The organism is Kosakonia sp. MH5 (genome assembly GCF_009935945.1).
Lineage (GTDB): Bacteria > Pseudomonadota > Gammaproteobacteria > Enterobacterales > Enterobacteriaceae > Kosakonia > Kosakonia radicincitans.
Genome location: NZ_QODH01000002.1, coordinates 157,260 through 183,011, shown reverse-complemented (window position 1 = coordinate 183,011; position 25,752 = coordinate 157,260). Strand labels below are relative to the sequence as shown.

Here is a 25,752-nt window from a genome sequence, read left to right as displayed (position 1 = left end):
GTGATTAGCTCAGCTGGGAGAGCACCTCCCTTACAAGGAGGGGGTCGGCGGTTCGATCCCGTCATCACCCACCACTTTCTCGCCAGCGAATTCTTATCAGTGAAGTACCGAAGTGGGTGATTAGCTCAGCTGGGAGAGCACCTCCCTTACAAGGAGGGGGTCGGCGGTTCGATCCCGTCATCACCCACCACTCGGGTCGTTAGCTCAGTTGGTAGAGCAGTTGACTTTTAATCAATTGGTCGCAGGTTCGAATCCTGCACGACCCACCAATGTAAAAAAGCGCCCTAAAGGCGCTTTTTTGCTTTCTGCCGATCCTGAAGATTCGACAAAATTGTCGGGAACAATTTTGAACAACGCGAAGCGTTGGCCCGAAGGGCGAGTCTCAGGATGAGACGAGTATACCTGCGGCAGGTTCGAGTCGAACGCAGTGAGACAACGGAGCCGTTTGCGGCGACGGCCCGAAGGGCGAGCGAAGCGAGTCATCCTGCACGACCCACCAATGTAAAAATGGCGCTGGCGGCGCTTTTTTGCTTTCTGCCGATCCTGAAGATTCGACAAAATTGTCGGGAACAATTTTGAACAACGCGCAGCGTTGGCCCGAAGGGCGAGTCTCAGGATGAGACGAGTATACCTGCGGCAGGTTCGGGTCGAACGCAGTGAGACAACGGAGCCGCTTGCGGCGACGGCCCGAAGGGCGAGCGAAGCGAGTCATCCTGCACGACCCACCAATGTAAAAATGGCGCTGGCGGCGCTTTTTTGCTTTCTGCAGTTCCCAAAGATTCACACTTTTACCCAATGGCGGCGAATGCCTTTTCCAGCTTGCAAAACTGCAAACCCTAAAATTTCCTTTAAAGCAGCAGTAAAAACTCACCTGACAGCAATCAAAAAACATCAAAACTGTTTTCTTTTCAATAAGTAAACCTGATAACTTTTATTCATAATTTATCCTTAATGTCCGGATACGATGCTTACTTTGCGAACAACAGTGAACGCCGTTCAAGTCCTAACTGATTACGCCGATAACCCTATTTTAAGGCGAAAAGGAGAGCTCAATGTCCACCATTACAACATCAACTCCATCGATACAAAGTAGTAGCACGAGTAGTAGCAAGGGTAGTAGCGCAGGCAGTTCGTCGACCAGTAATGATATATCTTCGCAAATCAGCCGTATTACTCAGCAGATTGCTAAGCTGACGGACGAATTGAAAAATATTTCCAGCGGTAGCGGCACGACAGAACAGAAAAAAAAGCAACAAGAGTTGATTCAGCAGCAAATCCAACAATTGCAGGCACAGCTAGCTCAGCTTCAGCGTAAACAAGCGCAGGAAGCTGAACAGAAGCAAGCTCAGCAGCAGAGCAAAGCGGAAGGCGTGAATAACCCTTCTGACGAGCATTCGATTGATATTTACGTCTGAGTAAATAACGGATCGTTCTCACGGGCCCGATTTAAACACCGGGCCTGTTCTTTTACCACTTCCCACAGCGCCTGCGCCGCCCCCGACAACGAACGGTTCTTCCGTCGCACCAGCATAATTTTCCGTTGCATCCCAGGCACCAGCCGTTTCACCGCAAGCTGACTTCCCTGCGGCAATGGCAATGCCAGCGCCGGTAAGATGCTGATACCAATCCCCGCTTCCACCATTGGAAACAGCGTCGCCGGATGACCAATCTCCTGGACAATCGCAGTTTGCAGGGAAAAATGCTGTAACGCCGCGTCAATTAACGGTCGACTTCCTGAAGCATAATCCTGTACCACCAGACGTGCGCCATCAAGCGCGGACCAGGGAACTGCCGCAAGCTGCGCCCACGGATGATCGTTGCGGCAGAGCAGAAAAAAGGGCTCTTCCAGGATCTCTTCACTTTGAAAATCGCTCACCGGACCGGGATCGATCACAATGCCAAAATCCACTTCCCCCTGACGAATGCTCTCCAGTACCCACTGTTGCGGCCTGTCATGCAGTACAAAATCGATCTCCGGATAGCGCTGGTTACTGCTGGCGATGCACTGCGGGATCAGGTGCGCGGAAATGGTCTGGCTGGCGGCCACACGTACGGTACCGGTTAATTGCTGGCCGACGCGCCCGGCTTCGCGTAGCGTGCTGCTAAGCTCATCTAACAAGCGCTCCAGCCGCAAAGCCAGTTGCTGGCCCGCTTCGGTCAGCACTACTTCACGGGTAGTGCGATCGAGAAGACGCACGCCGGTTTGCAACTCCAGCTCTTTCACACTGTGGCTGACGGCAGACTGGCTCAGGCCAATGATGTCCCCTGCCCGGCTAAAACTTTTGGCCTGCGCGACGGTGACAAAAACGCGTAGCTGACGTAATGAGTAATTCATCTGATTAATTCATGAATGGATGCAATAAATCAATTTTATTTCTCAAAGGAGAAAAAGCACAATAGCGGCATCGACTTTCAGGAGTGCACATGAAACTTTTTCGAATTCTTGACCCTTTTACCCTCACGCTGGTGTGTACCGTTCTGCTGGCCTCTTTCTTCCCTGCGCGCGGCGGGTTTGTTCCTTTCTTTGAAGGGCTAACAACCGCCGCTATTGCGCTGCTGTTTTTTATGCATGGCGCGAAACTGTCACGCGAAGCGATCATTGCGGGCGGTAGCCACTGGCGTTTGCATCTGTGGGTGATGTGCAGCACCTTTGTGCTTTTCCCGGCACTCGGCGTGCTGTTTGTCTGGTGGTCGCCAGTGAATGTCAGCCAGGAGTTGTATACCGGCTTCCTCTATCTGTGCATTTTGCCCGCCACAGTGCAGTCGGCGATTGCCTTTACCTCACTGGCGGGCGGTAACGTTGCTGCCGCCGTGTGTTCTGCATCGGCCTCCAGCTTGTTGGGGATCTTCCTCTCGCCGTTGCTGGTCGGCTTGCTGATGAATCTGCACGGCGCCGGGGGCAGCCTCGAACAAGTGGGCAAGATCATGCTGCAATTGCTGCTGCCGTTTGTGCTTGGTCACCTGTCACGTCCGTGGACCGGCGCATTTGTGGCAAAACATAAAAAATGGATTTCAAAAACCGACCAGACTTCGATCCTGCTGGTGGTTTACTCCGCATTCAGCGAAGCGGTGGTGAACGGTATCTGGCATAAGGTGGGCGTCGGTTCACTGCTGTTTATCGTGGCCGCAAGCCTCGTACTGCTGGCGATTGTCATCATGGTGAACATTGTGGTGGCGCGGAAGTGCGGCTTTAACAAAGCGGATGAAATTACCATTGTGTTCTGCGGTTCGAAGAAGAGTCTCGCCAACGGTATCCCGATGGCGAACATTCTCTTCCCGACTTCAGTGATTGGCATGATGGTGCTGCCGCTGATGATCTTCCACCAGATCCAACTGATGGTTTGCGCCGTGCTGGCCCGCCGCTACAAACGCCAGACGGAGCAACAGCAGGCGCAGGAAGCGGCAAAAGCCTAGCCGCGCTTCAGGGGCTGCACCAGATGGCTCAGCCCCTCGGTTTTGATAAGCAGGGTAATCTGCATCAACTCGCCCAGTCGCCCGGCAGGAAACTCATCTTTCCGGGCGAACCACAGCAAATACTCTTCCGGCAAATCAATCAGCCGTCGCCCCTGGTATTTACCAAAGGGCATTACGGTGTTGGCGATGTCGACGAGCTGTTCTTTTTCCATTTATTCCCCCAGCAGCCGGATCATCTCCGCTTCATCAATCACAGCGATCCCCAGTTCCTGCGCTTTTGCCAGTTTTGAACCTGCCGCTTCCCCGGCGATCACCAGATCGGTTTTTTTCGACACGCTACCGGCCACTTTGGCACCCAGTGCCGTCAGACGAGCTTTGGCCTCATCGCGAGAGAGCTGGCTAAGGCTACCGGTCAGCACCACCGTTTTACCGGCAAACGGGCTGTCGATCTCTTCAGCATTGACCACTAACGGCGCAGGCCAGTGAATACCCACTTCGCCAACCAATTGCGCGATGACTTCGCGGTTACTCTCTTCATTGAAGAAGTTGTTCACGTGCTTCGCGACCACAACGCCGACATCGGGTACTTTTTGTAGCTCATCCACCGATGCCGCCATCAGCGCATCCAGCGTACCAAAATACGCCGCCAGCCCAGCCGCCGTAGCCTCACCGACTTCGCGGATCCCCAGCGCATAAAGGAAGCGGGCAAACGTCGTCTCTTTGGCGTTTTCCAGCGCAGTAATGATGTTTTGCGCCGATTTTGGCCCCATGCGATCCAGGCCAGTCAGCTTGCCCGCCGTCAGACGGAATAGATCCGCTGGTGTCTGGACATACTCTTTCTCTACCAGTTGGTCGATGATTTTATCGCCCATGCCGTCCACGTCCATCGCGCGGCGGGAGACAAAATGTTTAAGCGCTTCTTTGCGCTGGGCGCCGCAAATTAAGCCGCCGGTACAGCGGGCAACGGCTTCGCCTTCAACACGCTCCACATCGGAACCACATACCGGGCAATGTTGCGGGAAAATCACTTCGCGCGTCTCTTCCGGTCGCTCGGCGAGCACCACGTTGACCACCTGCGGGATCACATCACCGGCACGTCGAATCACCACTTTATCGCCAATACGCAACCCCAGCCGATCGATTTCATCAGCATTGTGCAGCGTGGCATTACTCACCAATACGCCTGCAACGTGTACCGGCTCCAGCCTTGCAACCGGCGTGATAGCCCCGGTGCGGCCAACCTGAAATTCGACATCGCGAACGAAGGTCATCTGCTCCTGCGCCGGGAATTTGAACGCCACCGCCCAGCGCGGCGCGCGCGCGACAAAACCCAGTTGCTCCTGCAACTCCAGCGAATCAACTTTAATCACCACGCCGTCAATGTCGAAGCCCAGCGTCGGACGATCGTTTTCCACCTGACGGTAGAACGCCAGCACCGCTTCCGGCGAATCACAAAGACGTATGCGCTCACTCACCGGCAAACCCCAGGCCTTGAACTGCTGCAAACGCCCCATATGGCTACGCGGTAGCTCGCCGCCTTCGAGGATGCCGACACCGTAACAGAAGAAAGTGAGCGGGCGTTTAGCCGTAATACGCGGATCAAGCTGGCGTAACGACCCCGCTGCTGCGTTGCGCGGGTTGGCGAACACTTTTGCGCCGGTACGACGCGCCTCTTCGTTGATCTTTTCAAAACCCGACTGCGGCAAAAAGACTTCCCCGCGCACTTCAAGGCGGGCGGGAATATTGTCGCCGTGCAGTTTCAGTGGGATAGCGCGGATAGTGCGCACGTTGCTGGTAATGTCTTCACCGGTTGTCCCGTCGCCACGCGTTGCCGCGCGGATCAGCACGCCATTCTCATAGAGAATACTCACCGCCAGACCATCGAGTTTTAACTCGCAGCAGTAGGTCAGCGCATCGGTGCTTTTCAACCGATCCTGTACGCGTTTGTTAAAGGCAAGGAAGCTCTCCTCGTCGAACACGTTATCCAGTGACAGCATTGGCACTTCGTGGCGTACCTGGCTGAAGGCAGTCAGCGGCGCCGCGCCTACACGCTGAGTGGGCGAATCGGGCGTAATCAGCTCCGGGTGTTGCGCTTCAAGCTCGCGCAATTCACGCATCAGGCGATCGTACTCGGCGTCCGGAACTTCCGGCGCGTCCATAACGTGGTACAGATATTCATGATGGCGAAGTGTCGTTCGCAGCTCTGTTAGTTGTTGTTCAATCGATTCCATGTCGCACCATCAATGATAAAAAACCCCCGACAGGCGGGGGTTCTGGAGTGGGATATTCGTGGTCAATCCATTACGCGTTGGCGTCTTTAACCTCGCGAATACGATCCTGGTATTCACGCAATTTCTGCGGCGTCATCATCCTGCGCTGATCGTCAAGCACCACACCGCCCACTTCGTCGGCAATATGTTGCGCGGATTGCAGCATCAGTTTGAAGTTTTGCAGTTCATCACCGTAGGACGGCACCTGCATAAAGATCGTGACGCCAGGCGTGGTCAGCTCGCCCATCGTTTCAACATCAAACGTTCCCGGGTTAACCATGTTGGCCAGGCTGAAGAGCGCCGGGCCGCTGCCGTCCGGGCTGAGATGGCGATGGAAAATACTCATATCGCCAAATTTAAACCCGGCCTGCAAAATACTGTTCAGCAACACTTCGCCGTTGAGCGTGCTGCCATGATGTGCAGCGACGTTCATGATAATGACGGTTTCTTTACGCTGCGGCTTTTCCTGCGGCGTTTCGATAACCGGTTCCGGCTCTTGCTGCGGCGCAGGTTGATGAGCCTGCGGCTGTGGCTGATGATGGGGCTGCTGCGGAGCTACTGGCTGCGCGGTTGGACGAACAGGCTGTTGCTCAAACGCCGGTGCCTGCACTTGCGGACGCTCTGGCTGATGCGGCTGCAGCTGATTCCTGGATTGCGGCGCATGGTGCGGTGGCTCTTCGGGTTGAACCGGTGCAGACGGACGCGGCTGCGCCGACGCGTAAGGCGGCTGATATTGATGTTGCGGAGACTGACGCGGCGCATCCTGCTCGTTACCCGATCCTGGCGCGTGATTCACTTTGTGAACGCGAACTTCACCCACGCCTTCGTCTTCATCGACATCCTCGTCATCTAAATCGTCGTCGTCACGTCGCGACTTCATGCGTTTTAATGGGCGATCGCGGAACATTGAGGAACGTTCTTTACGGCTGGTCCAGAAACCGTGAACCAGTAAAGCGATTATGGCGATCGCGCCAACAATGATTAATATCAGACGCAAATCCTGCATCATTATATTCTCTGTTGTTCTAACACCTTGCCACCACGGCAAACATTTACTCACTAAGAGTATTTGCCGATTACGTCAAGTGCAAGTGTGCTCGTGGGTTTCACCGCATAAAGATGAACTAAATTGTGCTTTTTGCTGTTTTTTCGAACATTTCTGAACAGGTTTCGCCGCCCGGATGAATATTATAAGCTGCCGTGCGAGGATCATCAGAAAAGGAGTATAGCCAGATTATGGTTTCATCGTCCCAGGGCACTGCACGCAGTGGCCTCTTTTATTTTACTCAGGGCTGGAAACTGGTCACGCTGCCAGGTATTCGTCGCTTTGTTATTCTGCCATTGCTGGTCAATATCGTGTTGATGGGCGGCGCTTTCTGGTGGCTGTTTTCCCGTCTCGACGCCTGGATCCCTTCATTAATGAGTCATGTGCCCGACTGGCTACAATGGTTGAGCTATCTGTTATGGCCGATCGTGGTGATCTCCATTTTGCTGGTGTTTGGTTACTTTTTCTCTACACTGGCCAACTGGATTGCGGCGCCGTTTAACGGCCTGCTCGCCGAGCAGTTGGAAGCGCGTTTAACGGGCGCGACGCCGCCGGATATCGGCGTTTTTGGTGTGCTGAAAGATGTACCGCGGATTATGAAGCGCGAATGGCAAAAGCTGGCCTGGTATCTGCCGCGCGCACTTCTCCTGCTGATCCTCTACTTTATCCCCGGTATCGGGCAAACCGTTGCGCCGGTATTATGGTTCCTCTTCAGCGCGTGGATGCTGGCAATTCAGTACTGCGATTACCCGTTCGATAACCATAAAGTCCCGTTCAAGGCGATGCGCATCGCCCTGCGTGAACGCAAAATCATCAATATGCAATTTGGCGCGTTGACCAGCTTGTTCACGATGATCCCCGTACTTAACCTGGTGGTCATGCCTGTTGCTGTGTGTGGCGCGACAGCGATGTGGGTCGATTGCTATCGTGAAAAACACGCCGCCTGGCGCTGAGGAATTATTCCGTTTCTTATTCCATACTGGTAACCATTATTTCACCTCAGCATATAGATATGCGATTTCTTTACTTCCCCATCACGGGTAAGTGCGTATGCTGAGGTGGTTCCCAAATTTCATACAGTTAAGGACAGGACAGGCTATGAGTAAGATTTTTGAAGACAACTCGTTGACGATTGGTCATACGCCGCTGGTTCGACTGAACCGCATCGGTAACGGACGTATCCTGGCTAAGGTCGAATCCCGCAACCCAAGCTTCAGCGTAAAATGCCGTATCGGTGCCAATATGATTTGGGATGCCGAAAAACGTGGCGTACTGAAGCCGGGCGTCGAGCTGGTTGAACCCACCAGTGGTAACACCGGTATCGCTCTGGCGTACGTTGCTGCCGCTCGCGGCTACAAACTGACGCTGACCATGCCGGAAACCATGAGTATCGAACGCCGTAAGCTGCTGAAAGCGCTGGGCGCGAACCTGGTTCTGACCGAAGGCGCGAAAGGCATGAAAGGCGCGATTCAGAAAGCAGAAGAAATTGTCGCCAGCGATCCGGCAAAATATCTGCTGCTTCAGCAGTTCAGCAATCCGGCAAACCCGGAAATTCACGAAAAAACCACCGGCCCGGAAATCTGGGAAGATACCGATGGTCAGGTAGATGTTTTCATCTCCGGCGTCGGTACCGGCGGTACGCTGACAGGCGTAACGCGCTTTATTAAAAACACCAAAGGGAAAACCGATCTGATTACGGTCGCAGTTGAACCAACCGACTCTCCGGTTATCTCTCAGGCGCTGGCAGGCGAAGAGCTGAAGCCTGGCCCGCATAAAATTCAGGGTATCGGTGCCGGTTTTATCCCTGGCAACCTGGATCTGAAACTGATCGATAAAGTGGTTAAGATCACCAACGAAGAGGCGATCAGTACTGCGCGTCGTCTGATGGAGGAAGAAGGTATTCTGGCAGGCATCTCTTCCGGCGCAGCCGTTGCAGCAGCACTGAAGTTGCAGGAAGACGAATCCTTTACCAATAAAAATATTGTGGTTATCCTTCCGTCTTCAGGCGAGCGTTATCTGAGCACGGCTTTGTTTGCCGATCTTTTCACTGAAAAAGAATTGCAACAGTGATGCCAGATTGTAAATAAAGCGCAAAAAAGCACCCGTCGAGGTGCTTTTTTGTGGCGTATATCAAATTTTCACCCCTCCTGGCATTGCTTGAAAACTCCTGGTCTGGTATTTAACCATCACATTTATTTTGAAGCGCGAAATTAATCGAAGTGAGATTTCAGACTGCTGAATCGATTTTATGATTTGGTTCAATTCTGGCTTTCGCGGCATAATGTTTAATGACGAGCGAAACGTCAACGGCCAGAAGCGCCCACGCCGGATAGCACAGGTGAACTTCTGTACCTTTTCCCGTTGCGTCAGCGCTAACAATACAGGCTAAAGTCAAGCCTCCAGGCTAGACTTTAGTTCCACAACACTAAACCTATAAGTTGGGGAAATACAATGTTCCAGCAAGAAGTAACTATTACCGCTCCGAACGGTCTGCACACCCGCCCTGCTGCTCAGTTTGTCAAAGAAGCGAAAGGCTTCTCTTCTGAAATCACTGTGACTTCCAACGGCAAAAGCGCCAGCGCGAAAAGCCTGTTCAAACTGCAAACTCTGGGCCTGACTCAAGGTACTGTTGTGACGTTGACCGCTGAAGGCGAAGACGAGCAAAAAGCAGTAGAACATCTGGTTAAGCTGATGGCAGAGCTCGAGTAAGTTTTACTTACCGGTTCTTTTCAAGATCAGTCACAAGTAAAGGTAGGGTTATGATTTCAGGCATTTTAGCATCCCCGGGTATCGCTTTCGGCAAAGCACTGCTGCTGAAAGAAGACGAAATAGTCATCGACCGGAAGAAAGTTTCTGCCGACAAGGTTGACCAGGAAGTTGAGCGTTTTCTGAGCGGTCGTGCCAAGGCATCGGCACAGCTTGAAGCGATCAAAACGAAAGCGGGTGAAACTTTCGGTGAAGAAAAAGAAGCCATCTTCGAAGGGCACATCATGCTGCTGGAAGATGAGGAGCTGGAGCAGGAAATCATAGCCCTGATTAAAGATAAGAGCATGACTGCCGACGCTGCGGCGCATGAAGTTATCGAAGGTCAGGCTACCGCCCTGGAAGAGCTGGATGACGAATACCTGAAAGAGCGTGCGGCTGACGTGCGCGATATCGGTAAGCGTCTGCTGCGCAACATTCTGGGCATGCCGATCATTGACCTGAGCGCGATTCAGGAAGAAGTCATTCTGGTTGCAGCGGATCTGACCCCGTCAGAAACAGCCCAGTTGAACCTGAAAAAAGTGCTCGGTTTTATCACCGATATCGGTGGCCGTACTTCCCACACCTCCATCATGGCGCGCTCTCTTGAGCTGCCTGCAATTGTGGGTACCGGTAGCGTCACCACGCAGGTGAAAAATGGCGACTATCTGATCCTCGATGCGGTTAATAACAAAGTGTACGTTAACCCGAGCGACGACGAGATCGAAACCCTGCGTGCTGCGCAGGCTCAGGTTGCGGAAGAAAAAGCCGAGCTGGCGAAACTGAAAGACCTGCCGGCAATCACCCTTGATGGTCATCAGGTTGAAGTCTGTGCCAACATCGGTACTGTTCGCGATGTCGCGGGCGCAGAGCGCAATGGCGCTGAAGGTGTTGGTCTGTACCGTACCGAATTCCTGTTCATGGACCGCGACGCACTGCCGACTGAAGAAGAGCAATTTGAAGCCTACAAAGCGGTAGCTGAAGCCTGTGGCTCTCAGGCCGTTATTGTACGTACCATGGACATTGGCGGCGATAAAGAGCTGCCGTACATGAATTTCCCGAAAGAAGAGAACCCGTTCCTCGGCTGGCGCGCCGTGCGTATCGCGATGGATCGCAAAGAGATCCTGCGCGATCAGGTTCGCGCTATTCTGCGCGCTTCTGCTTTCGGCAAACTGCGCATTATGTTCCCGATGATCATCTCTGTTGAAGAAGTGCGTGCACTGAAAAAAGAGATCGAAATCTACAAACAGGAACTCCGTCAGGAAGGTAAAGCATTTGACGAAAGCATTGAGATTGGCGTAATGGTGGAAACCCCAGCCGCTGCGACTATTGCTCGTCATCTGGCCAAAGAAGTTGATTTCTTTAGTATCGGTACCAATGATTTAACGCAGTACACCCTGGCAGTTGACCGTGGTAATGATATGATCTCGCATCTTTACCAGCCGATGTCACCGTCAGTACTCACCCTGATCAAGCAAGTTATTGATGCTTCTCATGCAGAAGGCAAATGGACTGGCATGTGCGGTGAGCTTGCTGGCGATGAACGTGCTACACTTCTGTTGCTGGGGATGGGTCTGGATGAATTCAGTATGAGTGCCATTTCTATCCCGCGCATTAAGAAGATTATCCGTAACACAAACTTCGAAGATGCGAAGGTGTTAGCAGAGCAGGCTCTTGCTCAACCGACAACGGACGAGTTAATGATGCTGGTTAACAAGTTCATTGAAGAAAAAACAATCTGCTAATCCACGAGATGCGGCCCAAATTACTGCTTAGGAGAAGATCATGGGTTTGTTCGATAAACTGAAATCTCTGGTTTCTGATGATAAAAAAGACACCGGAACCATTGAGATTGTTGCCCCACTTTCTGGCGAAATCGTCAATATTGAAGATGTGCCGGATGTGGTGTTCGCTGAAAAAATCGTTGGTGATGGCATCGCTATCAAACCGACCGGCAATAAAATGGTTGCTCCGGTTGATGGTACTATCGGCAAAATCTTTGAAACCAACCATGCCTTCTCTATCGAATCCGATAGCGGCATTGAACTGTTCGTTCACTTCGGTATCGACACCGTTGAACTGAAAGGCGAAGGCTTCAAACGCATCGCGGAAGAAGGCCAGCGCGTGAAAGTTGGCGACCCGGTAATCGAATTTGATCTGCCGCTGCTGGAAGAGAAAGCCAAGTCAACTCTGACTCCGGTTGTTATCTCCAACATGGACGAAATCAAAGAGCTGATTAAACTTTCTGGTAGCGTCACCGTGGGTGAAACCCCGGTTATCCGCATCAAAAAATAAGCTCAATGCATAAAAAAATGGCGCCTGCGGGCGCCATTTTTATTGTTTAGCACGGCGGTAAAATGAGCTCGTCGTAACCTTTCTCCAGCGTATAGCCCATTACCTGCACCACTCTGTTCCCTGCTGCGCGAACGGCCACATCCAGCTTATTTCCCTGAATAACGCCGCTGACCAGCTCGGAGCAAAACAGATCGCCAGTGCCTTTCAAATCCGTTTCGACACGTGGATAGCCACTGACGGTAACCTCATCCGCCGTCACCAGCACCACATGTATCTGACCGTCATCTTCATCCACCGGCGCACTGGTTATCGCCACCCAGTGCAGAGTCGCAGACAGCAGCCCTTTTGCCGCAGCGATAGCGCTTTGCAGATCCCGGCACGGTTTGCCGCTGAGAATTTCCAGTTCAAACACGTTCGGCGTGATCCCCTGCGCCAGCGGCAACAAATGTTCGCGGTAGGCCTGAGGAATTTCCTCTTTTACATAGATGCCGCTGTCAGTATCACCAATAACCGGATCGACCAGAATCAATAGCTGTGGGTGTTTCTCCCGTAGCGCTTTAAGCCACGTTGCCAGCAGTGCAATCTGACTGGCACTTCCCATATAGCCTGTGGTTACCGCTTTCAGCGTACGCAAAACGTCGCGCTCTTCCAACGCTTGCAGGTAACCGCTAAACCATTCATCCGGGATCACACCACCGTAAAAGGTATCGTAATGCGGCGTATTGCTGAACAGCACTGTCGGCACGGCCAGCACATTGAGATTGTGCTGGCGAATATTTGGCACCGCAATGCTGTTGCCAACGCTGCCGTACACAACCTGAGACTGCACCGCAACGATATCAGCCTGCTGCGCCCGGGTTTTATCCCGAAACAGGATCATCTCCATCCTCTCTTCCTTAACGGGTTAAATCCCCGCGCCCTGCGAATAACTCTCTTCACCAAACACGCCGGTGGAGAGGTAACGATCGCCGCGATCGCAGATAATAGCGACGATCACTGCGCCTGGCGTACTTTTCGCCACGCGCAATGCGCCCGCTACCGCGCCGCCAGAACTGACGCCGCAGAAGATCCCCTCCTGAACCGCCAGCGCGCGCATGGTATTTTCCGCCTCGCGTTGGTGGATATCCAGAACCTCATCCACCAGCGCGGCGTTAAAAATGCCCGGCATATATTCGGCAGGCCAGCGGCGAATGCCAGGAATGCTGCTCCCCTCTTCCGGTTGCAGCCCAACAATAGTGACGGGTTTATCCTGTTCACGCAGAAAACGCGACACGCCGGTGATAGTACCGGTTGTTCCCATGCTGGAGACAAAATGGGTGATCCGCCCGGCAGTCTGCTGCCAGATTTCCGGACCGGTAGTGGTGTAATGGGCGTAGGGGTTATCCGGGTTGTTGAATTGATCGAGCAGCTTGCCCTCGCCGCGAGCGGCCATTTCCAGCGCCAGATCGCGCGCGCCTTCCATTCCTTGCTCTTTGGTGACCAGAATCAGCTCTGCGCCATAAGCGCGCATTGCCGCACGCCGTTCCTGACTCATGTTGTCCGGCATCAGCAATTTCATGCGATAGCCTTTCAGCGCAGCAATCATCGCCAGTGCGATCCCGGTATTGCCGCTGGTAGCTTCAATCAGCACATCCCCGGGCTTAATCTCTCCGCGCTTTTCCGCCTGCACAATCATCGACAGTGCGGCGCGATCTTTGACCGATCCTGCGGGATTATTACCTTCCAGTTTGACCCAGATTTCGCTGCCGTTATCCGGCGTCAGACGTTGCAATTTAACCAGCGGTGTATTGCCGATGGTATCTTCTAATGTATTCACAGTTCCTGCTCAATAAAAAAGCCGGGTAGCGCTACGCTTACCCGGCCTACAAAGCAGTGCTGATGCAGATATTGTAGGCCCGGTAATCAAGGAGCTACCGGGCGATAGACATGCTGCTTAACCTATCAGGCAGTTTCCGCCAGAGCAAGCTCTGTACCGGCTTCAATACGTTCATTGCCGTTATACAACCGCGCATGCTGCAAACCGACAAACAGGCGCTCGCCGCGCTGTGGCGGCTGTTCATCGCGCATCACAACGATGAGAGGTTCAGGGTTCCAGCCGAGCGGCTGCACCACCAGTTGGGTATAGTGCCCTTTCGGGCTGGCTTCCAGCACCTGCACCGGCAGTGGAGAATCCAGGCTGGTGCGGCGGCTGATATCCACTTCCCAGGGGCGCAAAAACAGATCCACTTCGCCCTGCCAGGCGGGTGTATAACCCAGCGGCCAGCGATGTGCGCCCACCTGGAACTGCCCGCCCGTCACCGTGCCTTTCAGGCGATTGACCTCGCCCATAAACTCCAGCACAAAGCGGGTCGCCGGTTCACGCCACACCTGATCCGGCGCATCAGCCTGTTCAATGTTCCCCTGGCTCATCACCACCACGCGGTCGGCCACTTCCGTCGCCTCTTCCTGGTCGTGGGTGACGAACACGCTGGTAAATTTTAGCTCTTCATGCAACTGACGCAGCCAGCGACGCAGCTCTTTACGCACCTGCGCATCCAGCGCGCCAAACGGTTCATCCAGCAGCAGGATCTGCGGCTCTACCGCCAACGCACGCGCCAGCGCCACACGCTGTTTCTGTCCGCCGGAAAGCTGTGCCGGATAGCGTTCGGCCAGATGAGCAAGCTGCACCATCTCCAGCAATTGCGTCACTTTGGCTTTGATTGCCGCGGCGTTCGGCCGTTCGCGACGCGGCAGCACTGTCAGCCCAAAAGCGATGTTGTCGAACACCGTCATATGGCGGAACAGCGCATAGTGCTGAAACACAAAACCAACGCGGCGATCGCGGGCATGCAGCCGGCTTACGTCCGTTCCGTGAAAACGAATACGACCGCTGGTCTGGTGCTCCAGCCCGGCGATAATGCGCAGCAGCGTGGTCTTCCCGGAGCCGGATGGCCCCAGCAGCGCCACCATTTGCCCGGAAGGGATATCTAGCGAGATATCATTCAGCACCTGGGTGCGACCAAAAGACTTCTTAATATTGGCAATCTCAATGCTCATGATTTCCCTCCTGTTGCTGGCGTTTTTCATGGTTGTTCAAACGCCACTGCAACGCACTCTTCAAAAACAGTGTCAAAATAGCCATCAGGGTCAGCAGGGCGGCGGCGGTAAAGGCACCCACCGTGTTGTAGTCCTGCTCCAGCAACTCAATTTGTAGCGGCAGCGACAGCGTTTCACCGCGAATCGAACCGGAGACCACCGAGACCGCGCCAAACTCGCCAATCGCGCGCGCATTGGTCAGCACCACGCCATACAGCAGCGCCCAGCGGATATTCGGCAGCGTTACGCGGCGAAACATCTGCCAGCCACTGGCACCCAGCAGGATCGCCGCTTCATCTTCCTGGCTCCCCTGGCTCAGCATCACCGGAACCAGCTCGCGCACAACAAACGGGCAGGTAACGAAAATAGTGACCAGCACCATGCCCGGCCAGGCAAACATAATTTGCAGGTTATGCGCATCCATCCAGCCGCCAAGCGGACCATTCGAACCGTAAAACAGCAGATAAATCAGACCCGCAACCACTGGCGAAACCGCAAACGGAATATCCAGTAACGTCAGTAAAAGCTGGCGACCGGGAAAGTTAAAGCGTGTCACCAGCCACGCCAGCAGCGTGCCAAACACGAGGTTAACCGGTACGGTGATCAGCGCAATCAACACCGTCAGCCAGATGGCATGCAGCATGTCGGCATTCGCCAGGTTTTCCAGCACCGGTACCAGCCCTTTGCTGAAAGCCTTCACGAAGATATATATCATCGGCACGACAAGGATAAACGCAGAGAGCAAAACCCCCGCGGTAATCAGAAATATTTTCCCCCAGTTCACCTGAGGTTTGTCATAGCGTTTCAATTCGGTTATTTCCGCCATTAGTGACCTACCACACGCTGGCCAAAACGGCTTTGCAGGGTGTTGATGGAAAACAGCAGCAGCAGCGACGCCGCGAGGATCACCGAAGCAATCGCGCTCGCCGCCGGGTAATCAAACTCCTGCAAACGAACAAAAATCATCAGCGAGGTGACTTCGGTCTTCCAGGCAATGTTACCGGCAATAAAGATCACCGCGCCAAATTCGCCGAGACTGCGAGTGAACGACAGCGCCACGCCCGCCATCAACGCCGGAGAAAGTTCCGGCAGCACGACGCGACGAAAGCTCTGCCAGCGCGTTGCGCCGAGGGTTTCCGCCGCTTCTTCGTATTCCGGCCCCAGCTCCTCCAGCACCGGCTGGATGGTGCGCACCACAAACGGGATGCTGGTAAAGGCCATGGCGACTGCGATGCCAAGCCAGGTGTAAGTCACTTTGATATCGAACTTCGCCAGCCACTCGCCATAAAACCCGTTCACGGAGAACAGCGACGCCAGCGTTAAACCGGCCACCGCAGTCGGCAGTGCAAACGGCAGGTCAATCAGCGCGTCCAGCAGCGTACGCCCCGGAAAACGGTAACGGGTGAGGATCCAGGCCATCAGCAGACCAAAAACGCCGTTAAAAGCGGATGCCACAAACGCCGACAGCAAAGTGACTTTATAAGCCGCCACCACCTGCGGGTCGGTGACCACTTGCCAGTATTGCGACCAGCTCATTTGCGCCAGTTGCATTACCAGAGCACTCAGCGGCAACAGCAATACCAGACAAACAAAAAACAGGCTGCTGCCGAGGCTTAAACCAAACCCCGGCAACACACGTTTTGCGGTTCCTGCAAACATCACTTACGCCCCGCCGCCAGTAACTTGTCCAGCTCGCCGCCGCTGGCGAAGTGGGTTTTCATCACATCAGGCCAGGAGCCAAATTTGTCTTCCACGCGGAACAGCGCGGTCTGCGGGAATTTATCCGCCAGCTTCGCCATCACTTCCGGATTATTCACGCGGTAGTAGTAATCGGTGATGATGGTTTGCGCCTGCGGGCTGTAGAGCCAGTTGAGGTACGCTTTCGCGGCCTTTTCCGTCCCGTTGGCTTTAACATTTTTATCGACCCAGGCCACCGGGAATTCCGCCAGGATGTTGACCTTCGGCACCACCACTTCAAAACCCTGCGCTTCGTACTGTTTGCGGATGTTGTTGACTTCGGATTCAAAGGAAATCAGCACATCGCCAAGACCGCGCTCAACGAACGTGGTGGTTGCGCCGCGACCGCCGGTATCGAACACTTCGACGTTTTTCAAAAACTGCGTCATAAACTGTTCAGTTTTCGCTTTATCGCCGCCGTCCGCCTGATCCGCTGCGCCCCACGCCGCCAGATAAGTGTAACGGGCATTACCAGAGGTTTTCGGGTTCGGGAAAATCAGTTTTACGTCGGAACGCACCAGGTCGCTCCACTCGTGGATATTCTTCGGATTGCCTTTACGAACGAGAAACGCCATCGTCGAATAGAACGGTGAACTGTTGTTCGGTAAACGGCTTTGCCAGTCCGCCGGGATCAAGTTGCCTTTGTCGTGCAGGATCTGCACATCCGTTACCTGGTTATAGGTAACGACATCCGCTTTCAGCCCCTGCAAAATCGCCAGCGCCTGTTTTGACGAACCAGCATGAGATTGTTTGATCGTCAGCTTATCGCCAGCGTTATCTTTCGCCCATTGCTGTTCAAACGGTGTATTCAGCGCCGCAAAGAGCTCGCGTGACACATCATAAGAGCTGTTTAGCAGTTCCGTCGCCTGTGCCTGCGCCGCCCACAGCGTCATTGCTGCCAGCGTCAGATATCCTTTTTTCAGTAAGTTAACGGCCATTGCGCACCCTTATAAGCTGATGACTCCACAACCCTCAGTTTATTTATAACGGGTGTGAAACCAGTAACGGTTTTATATACCATTTGGTGATTTGGAATCATAAAAGAGTATAAGCAGAAAGGAGTATGGCCGGGTCTCCCCGGCCAGGAAGGAAGCCGGATATTACAGCGACAGCAGCTTATCGAGCGACGGCGCAAAATAGTAACCGCCTGTTACCGGACGGGTGAAACGCAGCATTGCATCGCGTTTGCCATCAGTATCGCCAAACATGCTCAGCAGTTGCTGTTCAATGTTGTAAAGACGCGCACAGTAAGTACAGAAGTAAAGGCCGTGCGTGCCGCTGGCGGTGCCGTACGGCAGGCTCTGGCGCACAATTTTCAGCCCTTTGCCGTCCTCTTTCAGATCGACACGGGTCAGGTGCGAGGTAACCGGACGCGCATCGCCGTCGATCTCTTCATTCGCCTCTTTGGTGCGGCCAATCATCATCTCCTGATCGGCAACGCTCATACGGTTGAGCTGCTTCAGATTGTGCTCCCAGCGCTGCACCATCACATACGTGCCGCCAGCGTCGACGCCATCCTGAATAATCGCCACTTCGCGGCGCTTCTCATCGCCCGCCGGGTTTTCCGTACCGTCGACAAAGCCGCTCAGATCGCGATCTTCCACCCAACGGAAGCCGTGTGTCTCTTCTTTCACCTCGATAGCATCGCCAAACGCTTCCAGCGCGGCCTGGGCGACAGAAAAATTCACATCATGGCGCAGGGAGAGAATATGGATCAGCACATCATGTTGCGTGGCGGGAGCCAGACCTTTGCCGTAAGAGGGGAAATCTTTCAGCTCCTCTGCGCCTTGCGGGCCGTTCAGCGCGCGCCATGCGTTGTTACCGAAGGCTACCGTCGCCCCCAACGCCGCATCGGGAAATTTTTGCTGAAAAGTTGCCAGCTTATCGACAAAAACTTTACTGCCCGCGCGCAGGGCATCTGTGTCCCCTTTGACGCTGGCTTCAATCCAAATCGCTGCACGGCAGTGTTCCGGCAAAATGCCGCTTTGCACCTGAGACATCACTCCTCCTGGAAAAAACAAGCCACACATGCGTGGCGATAAGCGCGCTATTGTACCGTCTTTTCGCCACGTCGCGGCGCGTTGCGATCAAATTATCGGCGCCATACCAGCTTGCTTAATTTCCAGTTTTTCAGGGTGTCATCAGAAGGCATTAACCCTTCAGGGCCGCTCCATTCGCCAGTAAAGACATAGCTAATGTGCTGGCTGCCCGGCGCTTTACATTCAACGCCAGTACTGTCATCGCCCGCCCCTTTCACACAGTTGCCAAACGCCTTATCAAACACGGCGCTGAACGGTGTGCCGATTTTCACGCCTTTGTCGGTGGCGATATCGCTATCCAGCACATCAATGCGGCTCACCGCGCCATTTTCGCCGTTAACAACCAGCGCCAGTTGGGTATCTTTCAGCGCCTCGAAATAGCGGACAATGCTGCCATTTTCCGTTTTCATGCCGCTACGCAGATGGTAGTCGCCGCTTAACGCATCATTAATGGCCTGCTCATCAAGCGGCGTGCTGGCAGTAATTTTGCCGACGCCGTTTTCGCTCACTTCGATCGAGGAACCAAACCAGTTCCACGGATACGCAGCCGACCAATTCACAGACGCGAGTGTTGAGCAGCCGGTCAATGCCAGCGGCAGCACACAAATAAAAGTACGCAGGGATTTCATGCACCGTTCCTTTTTTTCATTTAACGCCAGTTGGAGTCGCTGGCGGGCAAAAAGTGCCGTTCATTCATCTGAGGAATAAAAACAGGCGCGCAGACGGCGGGACGTCGCCAGCCACCAGAGAATAAAGAGGTCGATAACCAGCAGTGAAAACCCAATACCAGAGAGCGCTTCGCCGCTGAACCAGCGCGAAGGCAGCCACAGCACCAGTGCCAACTGTACCAGCAGCATTAATGGGTAGATCGCACGCCAGAGACGCGGGTGATGCTCACGGCGCGCGCTGAGAAAAAAAGCCAGCGCCGCAGGCAAGCCGGGCAATAAGCCCAGCCAGAACTGATTATGGTCGGGATAAAACAGCATCAGCAGCGCATCGCCCTGCCCGCGCGATGCACCTGCCATCACAAATAAAATCCAGGTACGCGCCTGTAACACCAGCGCGCACCAGAACAGAAAGGGAAGCCGTAGGCGTCCATGCCTGTCGTAGTCGGAAGGTGAAATATCAATACTCTTCATCTTCTATCAAACGTTTTCCTAAGTTAACCGAGTCGCTATGCTCGTAGCCCAGCCGCTCGTACATGCCGATCACCATATCGTTATCTTCACGTACCATCAGATTGATTTTCGGGCAGCCACGGGCAATCAGTTTTTTCTCCAGCCGATTAAGCAAAGCATTAGCAATGCCGCGGCCGCGAAATTCCGGGTGTACGCCGAGATAGTATGCCGAGCCACGATGGCCGTCATAACCGCCCATTACCGTGCCCACCACTTCACCACTCACTTCCGCCACCAGAAACAGACTGACATCGTGATTCACTTTTCGTTCGATATCCATTTCCGGATCATTCCATGGTCGCAGCAGATCACAGCGCTCCCACAAGGTGATCACTTCTTCGAAGTCGTCCTGGCGAAAAACGCGTATCTCCATGGTATTCCCCGTCTTTTCAACTGTGTAAATGGTGATTATGGCCCGAAGCAGCGCCTTAGCCAATATCCAGACTCTTTACCGTAGAAATTTGGCATAATGGCGCTCTGTCACGTATTGAAATGAAAAGTAAAACAATCGCTCTTGTGGATTGTCGTCGCGACCAGGACGATACGATATAACACCAGGGACCACGGATAAAAACATTCAGACGTATGAGCACCTTTAAACCATTAAAAACACTCACCTCGCGTCGCCAGATGCTGAAAGCGGGTCTGGCCGCCCTGACATTGTCGGGTATGTCTCGTGCTATCGCTAAGGACGAGACGCCACTGAAAACCACCACCGGCCACAGCAAGCCAAAGGCGAAAAAGGCCGGAGCACGGCGCATCGTCATGCTCGATCCCGGTCACGGCGGCATTGATACCGGCGCGATTGGCCATAACGGCTCAAAAGAGAAACATGTGGTGCTGGCGATCGCCAAAAATGTCCGCGCTCAGCTACGGGCGCAGGGTATTGACGCGCGTCTGACACGCACCGGCGATACCTTTATCCCGCTCTACGATCGGGTCGAGATCGCCCACCAGCACGGCGCAGACCTGTTTATGTCGATTCATGCCGATGGCTTTACCAACCCGAGTGCAGCCGGTGCGTCGGTGTTTGCGCTCTCCAACCGGGGTGCCAGTAGCGCGATGGCGAAATACCTGTCGGATAAAGAGAACGCCGCGGATGAAGTTGCCGGGAAAAAAACCACCGATAAAGACCATCTGCTGCAGCAGGTGCTGTTCGATCTGGTACAAACGGACACCATCAAAAACAGCCTGACGCTCGGCTCGCATATTCTCAAGCAGATCAAACCGGTCCACCGTCTGCACAGCCGCAATACCGAGCAGGCCGCGTTTGTGGTGCTAAAATCCCCGTCGATCCCCTCGGTACTGGTGGAAACCTCCTTTATCACTAATCCGGCGGAGGAGAAGCTGCTCGGCACCACGGCGTTTCGCCAGAAGATTGCCACCGCCATTGCCGACGGTATTCTGAGCTACTTTAGCTGGTTCGATAACCACAAAGCCCATGTGAAGAGACGCGGATGATGACCCCAGAGATAGCGCCAGTAAAAAACGCCCTGCTTGCCCTGCAGGATAAGATCTGCCGCCAGCTTAGCGACATCGACGGCGCGACGTTTGTTGAAGACGCCTGGCAGCGCGCGGAAGGCGGCGGCGGACGCAGCCGCGTGCTGCGTGACGGCGGCGTATTTGAACAGGCCGGGGTCAATTTTTCCCACGTCCACGGCGATGCGATGCCCGCATCCGCCACAGCGCACCGTCCTGAGCTGGCGGGTCGCAGCTTCGAAGCGATGGGCGTTTCGCTGGTTGTGCACCCGCGTAATCCCTATGTTCCCACCAGCCATGCTAATGTGCGTTTCTTTATTGCGCAAAAACCCGGCGCCGATCCGGTGTGGTGGTTTGGCGGCGGTTTCGATTTAACGCCCTACTACGGTTTTGAAGAAGATGCGATCCACTGGCACCGCACCGCCCGCGATATCTGTCTGCCGTTTGGTGAGGAGATCTATCCGCGCTACAAAAAGTGGTGCGATGACTATTTCTACCTCAAGCACCGCAATGAGCAGCGCGGCATCGGCGGGCTCTTTTTTGACGATTTGAACACGCCGGATTTTGACCACTGTTTTGCGTTTATGCAGGCCGTCGGCAACGGTTATCTCGACGCGTATTTGCCCATCGTCGCGCGCCGTAAAGCGCTGCCTTACGGCGAGCGCGAGCGCGATTTCCAGCTCTATCGTCGTGGCCGCTACGTAGAGTTCAATCTGGTGTGGGATCGCGGAACGCTGTTCGGTTTGCAAACCGGCGGGCGTACCGAGTCGATTTTAATGTCGATGCCGCCGCTAGTGCGCTGGGAGTATAACTATCAACCCGCCGAAGGCAGCCCGGAAGCGGCCCTCAGCGAGTTTATTCAGGTTAAAGATTGGGTGTGATTGCGGGTTTTACAGGCCGGATAAGCGCTTACGCGCCATCCGGCCAATAATGCCTGAACAGGCCTGCAACACATTTACAGCGGCTGGGTCTGCGCTTCCACCACCGCCAGCGCCACCATGTTGACGATACGCCGTACTGAGGCGATTGGCGTCAGCACATGCACCGGTTTGGCAACGCCCATCAGCACCGGCCCGACGGTCACCCCTTCTGAACTGGAGACGCGCAGCAGATTGTAGCTGATTCGCGCAGCTTCAACGTTCGGCATAATCAGGATATTCGCCGCCCCTTTCAGCGGGCTGTCCGGCATCCGCTCATGGCGGATACTCTCATCGAGCGCCGCATCACCATGCATTTCGCCATCGATCATCAGATCCGGCGCGCGTTGACGCACCAGTGTCAACGTATCGCGCATTTTCACCGCAGCGGGCGCACTGGATGAGCCAAACTGCGAGTGCGACAGCAGCGCCACACGCGGTTCGATACCAAAGCGCCGCACGGTTTCCGCTGCCAGCAAGGTGATCTCCGCCAGTTGTTCGGCGCTGGGATCTTCATTGACATAGGTATCAGCAATAAACGTGTTACCGCTGGGCAGCAGCAGCGCATTCATCGCCCCGGCCGCATGCACATTATCGCGATAGCCGAATATCTCCTGCACTACACTGAAGTGCTCATGGTAATCGCCGATGGTGCCGCAAATCATTGCGTCGGCTTCGCCACGATGTACCATGATCGCGCCGATCACCGTGGTATTGGCGATCACGGCGCGCTGCGCCTGCTCTTGCGTAATCCCCCGACGCTTCATGATGCTGAAGTATTCCGTCCAGTACTCTTTAAAGCGCGGATCCGACTCGTTGTTGACGATCTCAAAATCGACGCCCGGACGAATTTGCAGGCCGAGCTTCTGAATGCGCATCTCAATTACGCCCGGTCGCCCGACGAGGATCGGTTTCGCCAGCCCCAGCGTAACCAGCTCCTGCGTTGCATGCAGCACGCGCGGCTCTTCGCCTTCGGTCAGCACCACGCGTTTCGGCGCATTGCGGGCCTGAGAGAAAACCGGCTTCATAAACAGGTTGGTTTTGTAGACGAACTCGGTGAGCTTATCGACGTAGGCATCGAAATCAGCAATCGGCCGTGTCGCCACGCCGGAAGTCATCGCCGCTTTCGCTACTGCGGGCGCGATTTTAACAATCAGCCGTGGGTCGAAAGGTTTCGGGATCAGATAATCCGGGCCAAAGCTCAAATCCTGATCGCCATATGCCGAAGCCACCACCTCGCTCTGCTCCGCATGCGCCAGCTCAGCGATAGCGTTGACCGCCGCCAGCTTCATCTCTTCGTTGATCGCCGTAGCGCCCACATCCAGCGCGCCGCGGAAGATAAACGGGAAACAGAGCACGTTGTTTACCTGATTCGGGTAATCGGAGCGGCCGGTACAGATAATCGCATCCGGGCGCACCGCTTTCGCCAGATCCGGCAGGATCTCCGGCTCCGGATTCGCCAGCGCAAGGATCAGCGGCTGCCGTGCCATGCCTTTTACCATCTCCGGCGTCAGTACTTTTGGCCCGGAGCAGCCAAGGAAGATATCCGCGCCCGCGACCACATCCGCCAGCGTTCGTCTACCGTCATCGTCAACGGCGTAGGCCGCTTTGGTCTCGGCCATATTCGGCTCGCGGCCTTTATAAATAACGCCTTTTGAATCGCAGACCACAATATTGTGTTTCTGCATTCCCAGCGCCACCAGCAGGTTCATACAGGCAATGGCCGCCGCCCCCGCACCCGACACCACCATGCGCACGTCAGAGAGGTTCTTCGACACGACGCGCAGGCCGTTAAGAATGGCGGCAGTGCTGATAATCGCCGTGCCGTGCTGATCGTCATGAAAAACAGGAATGTTCATGCGCTCGCGCAGTTTGGCTTCAATATAGAAGCACTCCGGCGCTTTGATATCTTCAAGGTTTATACCGCCGAACGTCGGTTCCAGCGCGGCAACCACGTCGATCAGTTTGTCCGGATTTTGCTCATCCACTTCAATATCGAATACGTCGATACCGGCGAATTTCTTGAACAATACACCTTTGCCTTCCATCACCGGCTTACCGGCCAATGCGCCGATATTGCCAAGCCCCAGCACCGCAGTGCCGTTAGAGACCACCGCCACGAGGTTGCCGCGCGCGGTGTATTTGTAGGCCGCCAGCGGATCTTTTTCGATTTCAAGGCAGGGCGCAGCAACGCCCGGAGAGTATGCCAGCGCCAGATCGCGCTGCGTGGCCAGCGGTTTTGTCGGGGAGACCTGAATCTTTCCCGGTCGCGGGAATTCATGGAAGTCGAGGGCACTTTGTTTTAGTTGGTCGTCCATTTGAGGTTCCTTTCGCGTTTTGCTTTCAGAGTGATACCGCGTGATGTCTATCCCAATACGGCGCTTAGTATGGCCGCTGTTGCGATGGCAAACTTTGAACATAGCCAAACTCTCACCATACATAAGCAAAATTGTTATCAATTTATCGCATCTTTGTTACATCCCAGAAAAAGCAGGCCGGGACGCTTCTGCTATGCTTTTTTGTTATGCATCTCTCATTCTTATCAAAGTGCGAACGGAAGCACTCCAATAACACATTGCTTTTAAAGGAGTTATTTTTCATGAATTACTTAGACGGCCTGAAACAATTCACCACCGTTGTGGCAGACAGCGGCGATATCGAATCGATCCGCCACTATCAGCCGGAAGATGCCACGACTAACCCTTCTTTACTGCTGAAAGCAGCCGCGCTGGAGCATTTCTCCCATCTGATTGATGACGCGATTGCCTATGGCAAAAAGCGCGGCAAAACGCAGGAGCAACAAGTAGCGGAAGCCAGCGACAAACTGGCGGTCAATTTTGGTGCGGAAATTCTGAAAAGCATTCCAGGGCGCGTTTCAACCGAGGTGGATGCGCGCCTCTCTTACGATAAAGCGAAAAGCATTGCCAAAGCGCACCGCCTGGTTGAACTGTATGAGGAACAGGGTATTCCGAAATCCCGCATTCTGATCAAACTGGCCTCCACCTGGGAAGGTATTCGCGCGGCAGAGGAGCTGGAAAAAGAGGGTATCAACTGTAACCTGACGCTGTTGTTCTCCTTCGCCCAGGCGCGCGCCTGCGCCGAAGCCGGGGTGTTTCTCATCTCGCCATTCGTTGGCCGTATTTACGACTGGTACAACGACCGTAAACCACTCGATCCCTACGTGGTGGATGAAGATCCTGGCGTGAAATCGGTGCGCAATATTTACGATTACTTCAAACAACATCGCTACGAAACCATCGTCATGGGCGCCAGCTTCCGCCGCACGGAACAGATCCTGGCGCTGGCCGGTTGCGATCGCCTGACTATCTCTCCGGCGTTGCTGAAAGAGTTGCAGGGACAAGAAGGGGTCGTGGAACGCAAGCTGGTTCCTTCCCGCCAAACCTTCCACCGCCCGGAACCGCTTACGGAAGCGGAGTTCCGCTGGGAGCATAACCAGGATCCGATGGCCGTCGACAAACTGGCCGACGGTATCCGCCAGTTCGCCGTCGATCAGCGCAAACTGGAAGATCTGCTGGCCGCCAAACTTTAACTTTTGCCAAG

General features: G+C 54.4%; 25 protein-coding genes, 2 tRNA genes and 2 other RNA genes. 14 read left to right on the top strand and 15 right to left on the bottom strand.

The window, feature by feature from the left end; all coding sequences use genetic code 11:
• Window positions 1-114: 114 nt before the first annotated feature.
• From DK872_RS07250 to DK872_RS07230, 5 genes are all read left to right on the top strand, one after another.
• A tRNA-Val gene (locus DK872_RS07250) sits at window positions 115-190 on the top strand.
• A gap of 3 nt (window positions 191-193) precedes the next feature.
• Window positions 194-269, top strand: a tRNA-Lys gene (locus DK872_RS07245).
• 94 nt (window positions 270-363) lie between these two features.
• Window positions 364-499, top strand: a non-coding RNA gene (locus DK872_RS07240) — RtT sRNA.
• Between the two features lie 93 nt (window positions 500-592).
• A non-coding RNA gene (locus DK872_RS07235) (RtT sRNA) lies at window positions 593-728 on the top strand.
• A gap of 324 nt (window positions 729-1,052) precedes the next feature.
• Window positions 1,053-1,415: a FlxA-like family protein gene (locus DK872_RS07230; RefSeq protein ID WP_035888058.1), complete on the top strand. Its 363-nt coding sequence runs from the start codon at window positions 1,053-1,055 to the stop codon at window positions 1,413-1,415.
• Here DK872_RS07230 and DK872_RS07225 read toward each other — a convergent pair.
• Entirely contained in the window at window positions 1,406-2,335 is a 930-nt protein-coding gene (locus DK872_RS07225) for a LysR family transcriptional regulator (protein WP_007370915.1), read from the bottom strand. The two genes, DK872_RS07230 and DK872_RS07225, sit on opposite strands and share 10 nt — an antisense overlap.
• 89 nt (window positions 2,336-2,424) lie before the next feature.
• Here DK872_RS07225 and DK872_RS07220 point away from each other — a divergent pair, with 89 nt between their 5' ends.
• On the top strand, window positions 2,425-3,414 hold the full coding sequence (locus tag DK872_RS07220) for a bile acid:sodium symporter family protein (protein ID WP_007370914.1): 990 nt from the start codon (window positions 2,425-2,427) through the stop codon (window positions 3,412-3,414).
• Here the strand turns inward: DK872_RS07220 and DK872_RS07215 are convergent.
• The 3 genes from DK872_RS07215 to zipA form a co-directional block, all read right to left on the bottom strand.
• Window positions 3,411-3,626, bottom strand: coding sequence for a DUF3820 family protein (locus DK872_RS07215; protein ID WP_007370913.1), 216 nt, complete (start codon window positions 3,624-3,626; stop codon window positions 3,411-3,413). The genes DK872_RS07220 and DK872_RS07215 overlap by 4 nt on opposite strands.
• Complete coding sequence (ligA, locus tag DK872_RS07210; protein WP_007370912.1) at window positions 3,627-5,645, bottom strand: NAD-dependent DNA ligase LigA; 2,019 nt, start codon at window positions 5,643-5,645, stop codon at window positions 3,627-3,629.
• 70 nt (window positions 5,646-5,715) lie between these two features.
• Window positions 5,716-6,693, bottom strand: coding sequence for a cell division protein ZipA (gene zipA, locus DK872_RS07205; protein WP_079517576.1), 978 nt, complete (start codon window positions 6,691-6,693; stop codon window positions 5,716-5,718).
• Between the two features lie 227 nt (window positions 6,694-6,920).
• Between zipA and cysZ the strand changes: the two genes are divergently transcribed.
• The 5 genes from cysZ (at window position 6,921) to crr (ending at window position 11,766) form a co-directional block, all read left to right on the top strand.
• Window positions 6,921-7,682, top strand: coding sequence for a sulfate transporter CysZ (gene cysZ, locus DK872_RS07200; RefSeq protein WP_007370910.1), 762 nt, complete (start codon window positions 6,921-6,923; stop codon window positions 7,680-7,682).
• A 145-nt stretch (window positions 7,683-7,827) separates the two neighbouring features.
• Complete coding sequence (gene cysK, locus DK872_RS07195; protein ID WP_007370909.1) at window positions 7,828-8,799, top strand: cysteine synthase A; 972 nt, start codon at window positions 7,828-7,830, stop codon at window positions 8,797-8,799.
• A 381-nt stretch (window positions 8,800-9,180) separates the two neighbouring features.
• Complete coding sequence (ptsH, locus tag DK872_RS07190; RefSeq protein ID WP_007370907.1) at window positions 9,181-9,438, top strand: phosphocarrier protein Hpr; 258 nt, start codon at window positions 9,181-9,183, stop codon at window positions 9,436-9,438.
• A gap of 50 nt (window positions 9,439-9,488) precedes the next feature.
• Window positions 9,489-11,216, top strand: a complete 1,728-nt coding sequence (gene ptsI, locus DK872_RS07185; RefSeq protein WP_007370906.1) for a phosphoenolpyruvate-protein phosphotransferase PtsI — start codon at window positions 9,489-9,491, stop codon at window positions 11,214-11,216.
• A gap of 40 nt (window positions 11,217-11,256) precedes the next feature.
• Window positions 11,257-11,766, top strand: coding sequence for a PTS glucose transporter subunit IIA (crr, locus tag DK872_RS07180; protein ID WP_000522253.1), 510 nt, complete (start codon window positions 11,257-11,259; stop codon window positions 11,764-11,766).
• 46 nt (window positions 11,767-11,812) lie between these two features.
• Here the strand turns inward: crr and pdxK are convergent, their stop codons facing one another.
• The 10 genes from pdxK to DK872_RS07130 form a co-directional block, all read right to left on the bottom strand.
• On the bottom strand, window positions 11,813-12,652 hold the full coding sequence (gene pdxK, locus DK872_RS07175) for a pyridoxine/pyridoxal/pyridoxamine kinase (RefSeq protein ID WP_007370905.1): 840 nt from the start codon (window positions 12,650-12,652) through the stop codon (window positions 11,813-11,815).
• A gap of 18 nt (window positions 12,653-12,670) precedes the next feature.
• Window positions 12,671-13,582: a cysteine synthase CysM gene (gene cysM / locus DK872_RS07170; RefSeq protein WP_007370904.1), complete on the bottom strand. Its 912-nt coding sequence runs from the start codon at window positions 13,580-13,582 to the stop codon at window positions 12,671-12,673.
• A gap of 125 nt (window positions 13,583-13,707) precedes the next feature.
• The gene (gene cysA, locus DK872_RS07165) at window positions 13,708-14,802 is read right to left on the bottom strand and encodes a sulfate/thiosulfate ABC transporter ATP-binding protein CysA (protein ID WP_071921159.1); all 1,095 of its coding nucleotides are present in this window, start codon (window positions 14,800-14,802) and stop codon (window positions 13,708-13,710) included.
• A complete protein-coding gene (gene cysW / locus DK872_RS07160) occupies window positions 14,792-15,667 on the bottom strand; it encodes a sulfate/thiosulfate ABC transporter permease CysW (protein WP_035888069.1) in 876 nt (291 codons plus the stop codon). The genes cysA and cysW overlap by 11 nt, the downstream gene beginning before the upstream one ends.
• Window positions 15,667-16,500 carry a sulfate/thiosulfate ABC transporter permease CysT gene (gene cysT, locus DK872_RS07155; RefSeq protein WP_007370901.1) on the bottom strand — a complete coding sequence of 278 codons (834 nt, stop codon included), beginning with the start codon at window positions 16,498-16,500 and terminating at the stop codon, window positions 15,667-15,669. Before cysT ends, cysW begins: the two co-directional genes overlap by 1 nt.
• Window positions 16,500-17,516, bottom strand: a complete 1,017-nt coding sequence (locus DK872_RS07150; protein WP_007370900.1) for a sulfate ABC transporter substrate-binding protein — start codon at window positions 17,514-17,516, stop codon at window positions 16,500-16,502. The genes cysT and DK872_RS07150 overlap by 1 nt, the downstream gene beginning before the upstream one ends.
• Window positions 17,517-17,678: 162 nt before the next feature.
• The gene (locus tag DK872_RS07145; protein WP_007370899.1) at window positions 17,679-18,578 is read right to left on the bottom strand and encodes a Dyp-type peroxidase; all 900 of its coding nucleotides are present in this window, start codon (window positions 18,576-18,578) and stop codon (window positions 17,679-17,681) included.
• 92 nt (window positions 18,579-18,670) lie between these two features.
• A complete protein-coding gene (locus tag DK872_RS07140) occupies window positions 18,671-19,246 on the bottom strand; it encodes an RpoE-regulated lipoprotein (RefSeq protein WP_007370898.1) in 576 nt (191 codons plus the stop codon).
• Between the two features lie 60 nt (window positions 19,247-19,306).
• Window positions 19,307-19,756, bottom strand: coding sequence for a DUF2919 domain-containing protein (locus DK872_RS07135; RefSeq protein WP_072439974.1), 450 nt, complete (start codon window positions 19,754-19,756; stop codon window positions 19,307-19,309).
• The gene (locus DK872_RS07130) at window positions 19,743-20,168 is read right to left on the bottom strand and encodes a GNAT family acetyltransferase (RefSeq protein WP_007370896.1); all 426 of its coding nucleotides are present in this window, start codon (window positions 20,166-20,168) and stop codon (window positions 19,743-19,745) included. The genes DK872_RS07135 and DK872_RS07130 overlap by 14 nt, the downstream gene beginning before the upstream one ends.
• Window positions 20,169-20,380: 212 nt before the next feature.
• On the opposite strand from DK872_RS07130, the gene amiA reads away from it, so the two are divergent.
• Both amiA and hemF read left to right on the top strand, forming a co-directional pair.
• The gene (gene amiA, locus DK872_RS07125) at window positions 20,381-21,256 is read left to right on the top strand and encodes an N-acetylmuramoyl-L-alanine amidase AmiA (protein ID WP_007370895.1); all 876 of its coding nucleotides are present in this window, start codon (window positions 20,381-20,383) and stop codon (window positions 21,254-21,256) included.
• Entirely contained in the window at window positions 21,256-22,155 is a 900-nt protein-coding gene (gene hemF, locus DK872_RS07120; protein ID WP_007370894.1) for an oxygen-dependent coproporphyrinogen oxidase, read from the top strand. Before amiA ends, hemF begins: the two co-directional genes overlap by 1 nt.
• Before the next feature lie 74 nt (window positions 22,156-22,229).
• Here hemF and maeB read toward each other — a convergent pair whose 3' ends face one another.
• Window positions 22,230-24,509, bottom strand: a complete 2,280-nt coding sequence (maeB, locus tag DK872_RS07115) for an NADP-dependent oxaloacetate-decarboxylating malate dehydrogenase (RefSeq protein WP_007370893.1) — start codon at window positions 24,507-24,509, stop codon at window positions 22,230-22,232.
• Window positions 24,510-24,790: 281 nt separating this feature from the next.
• Between maeB and tal the strand changes: the two genes are divergently transcribed.
• Window positions 24,791-25,741: a transaldolase gene (tal, locus tag DK872_RS07110; RefSeq protein ID WP_007370892.1), complete on the top strand. Its 951-nt coding sequence runs from the start codon at window positions 24,791-24,793 to the stop codon at window positions 25,739-25,741.
• The last annotated feature ends 11 nt before the right edge of the window (window positions 25,742-25,752 follow it).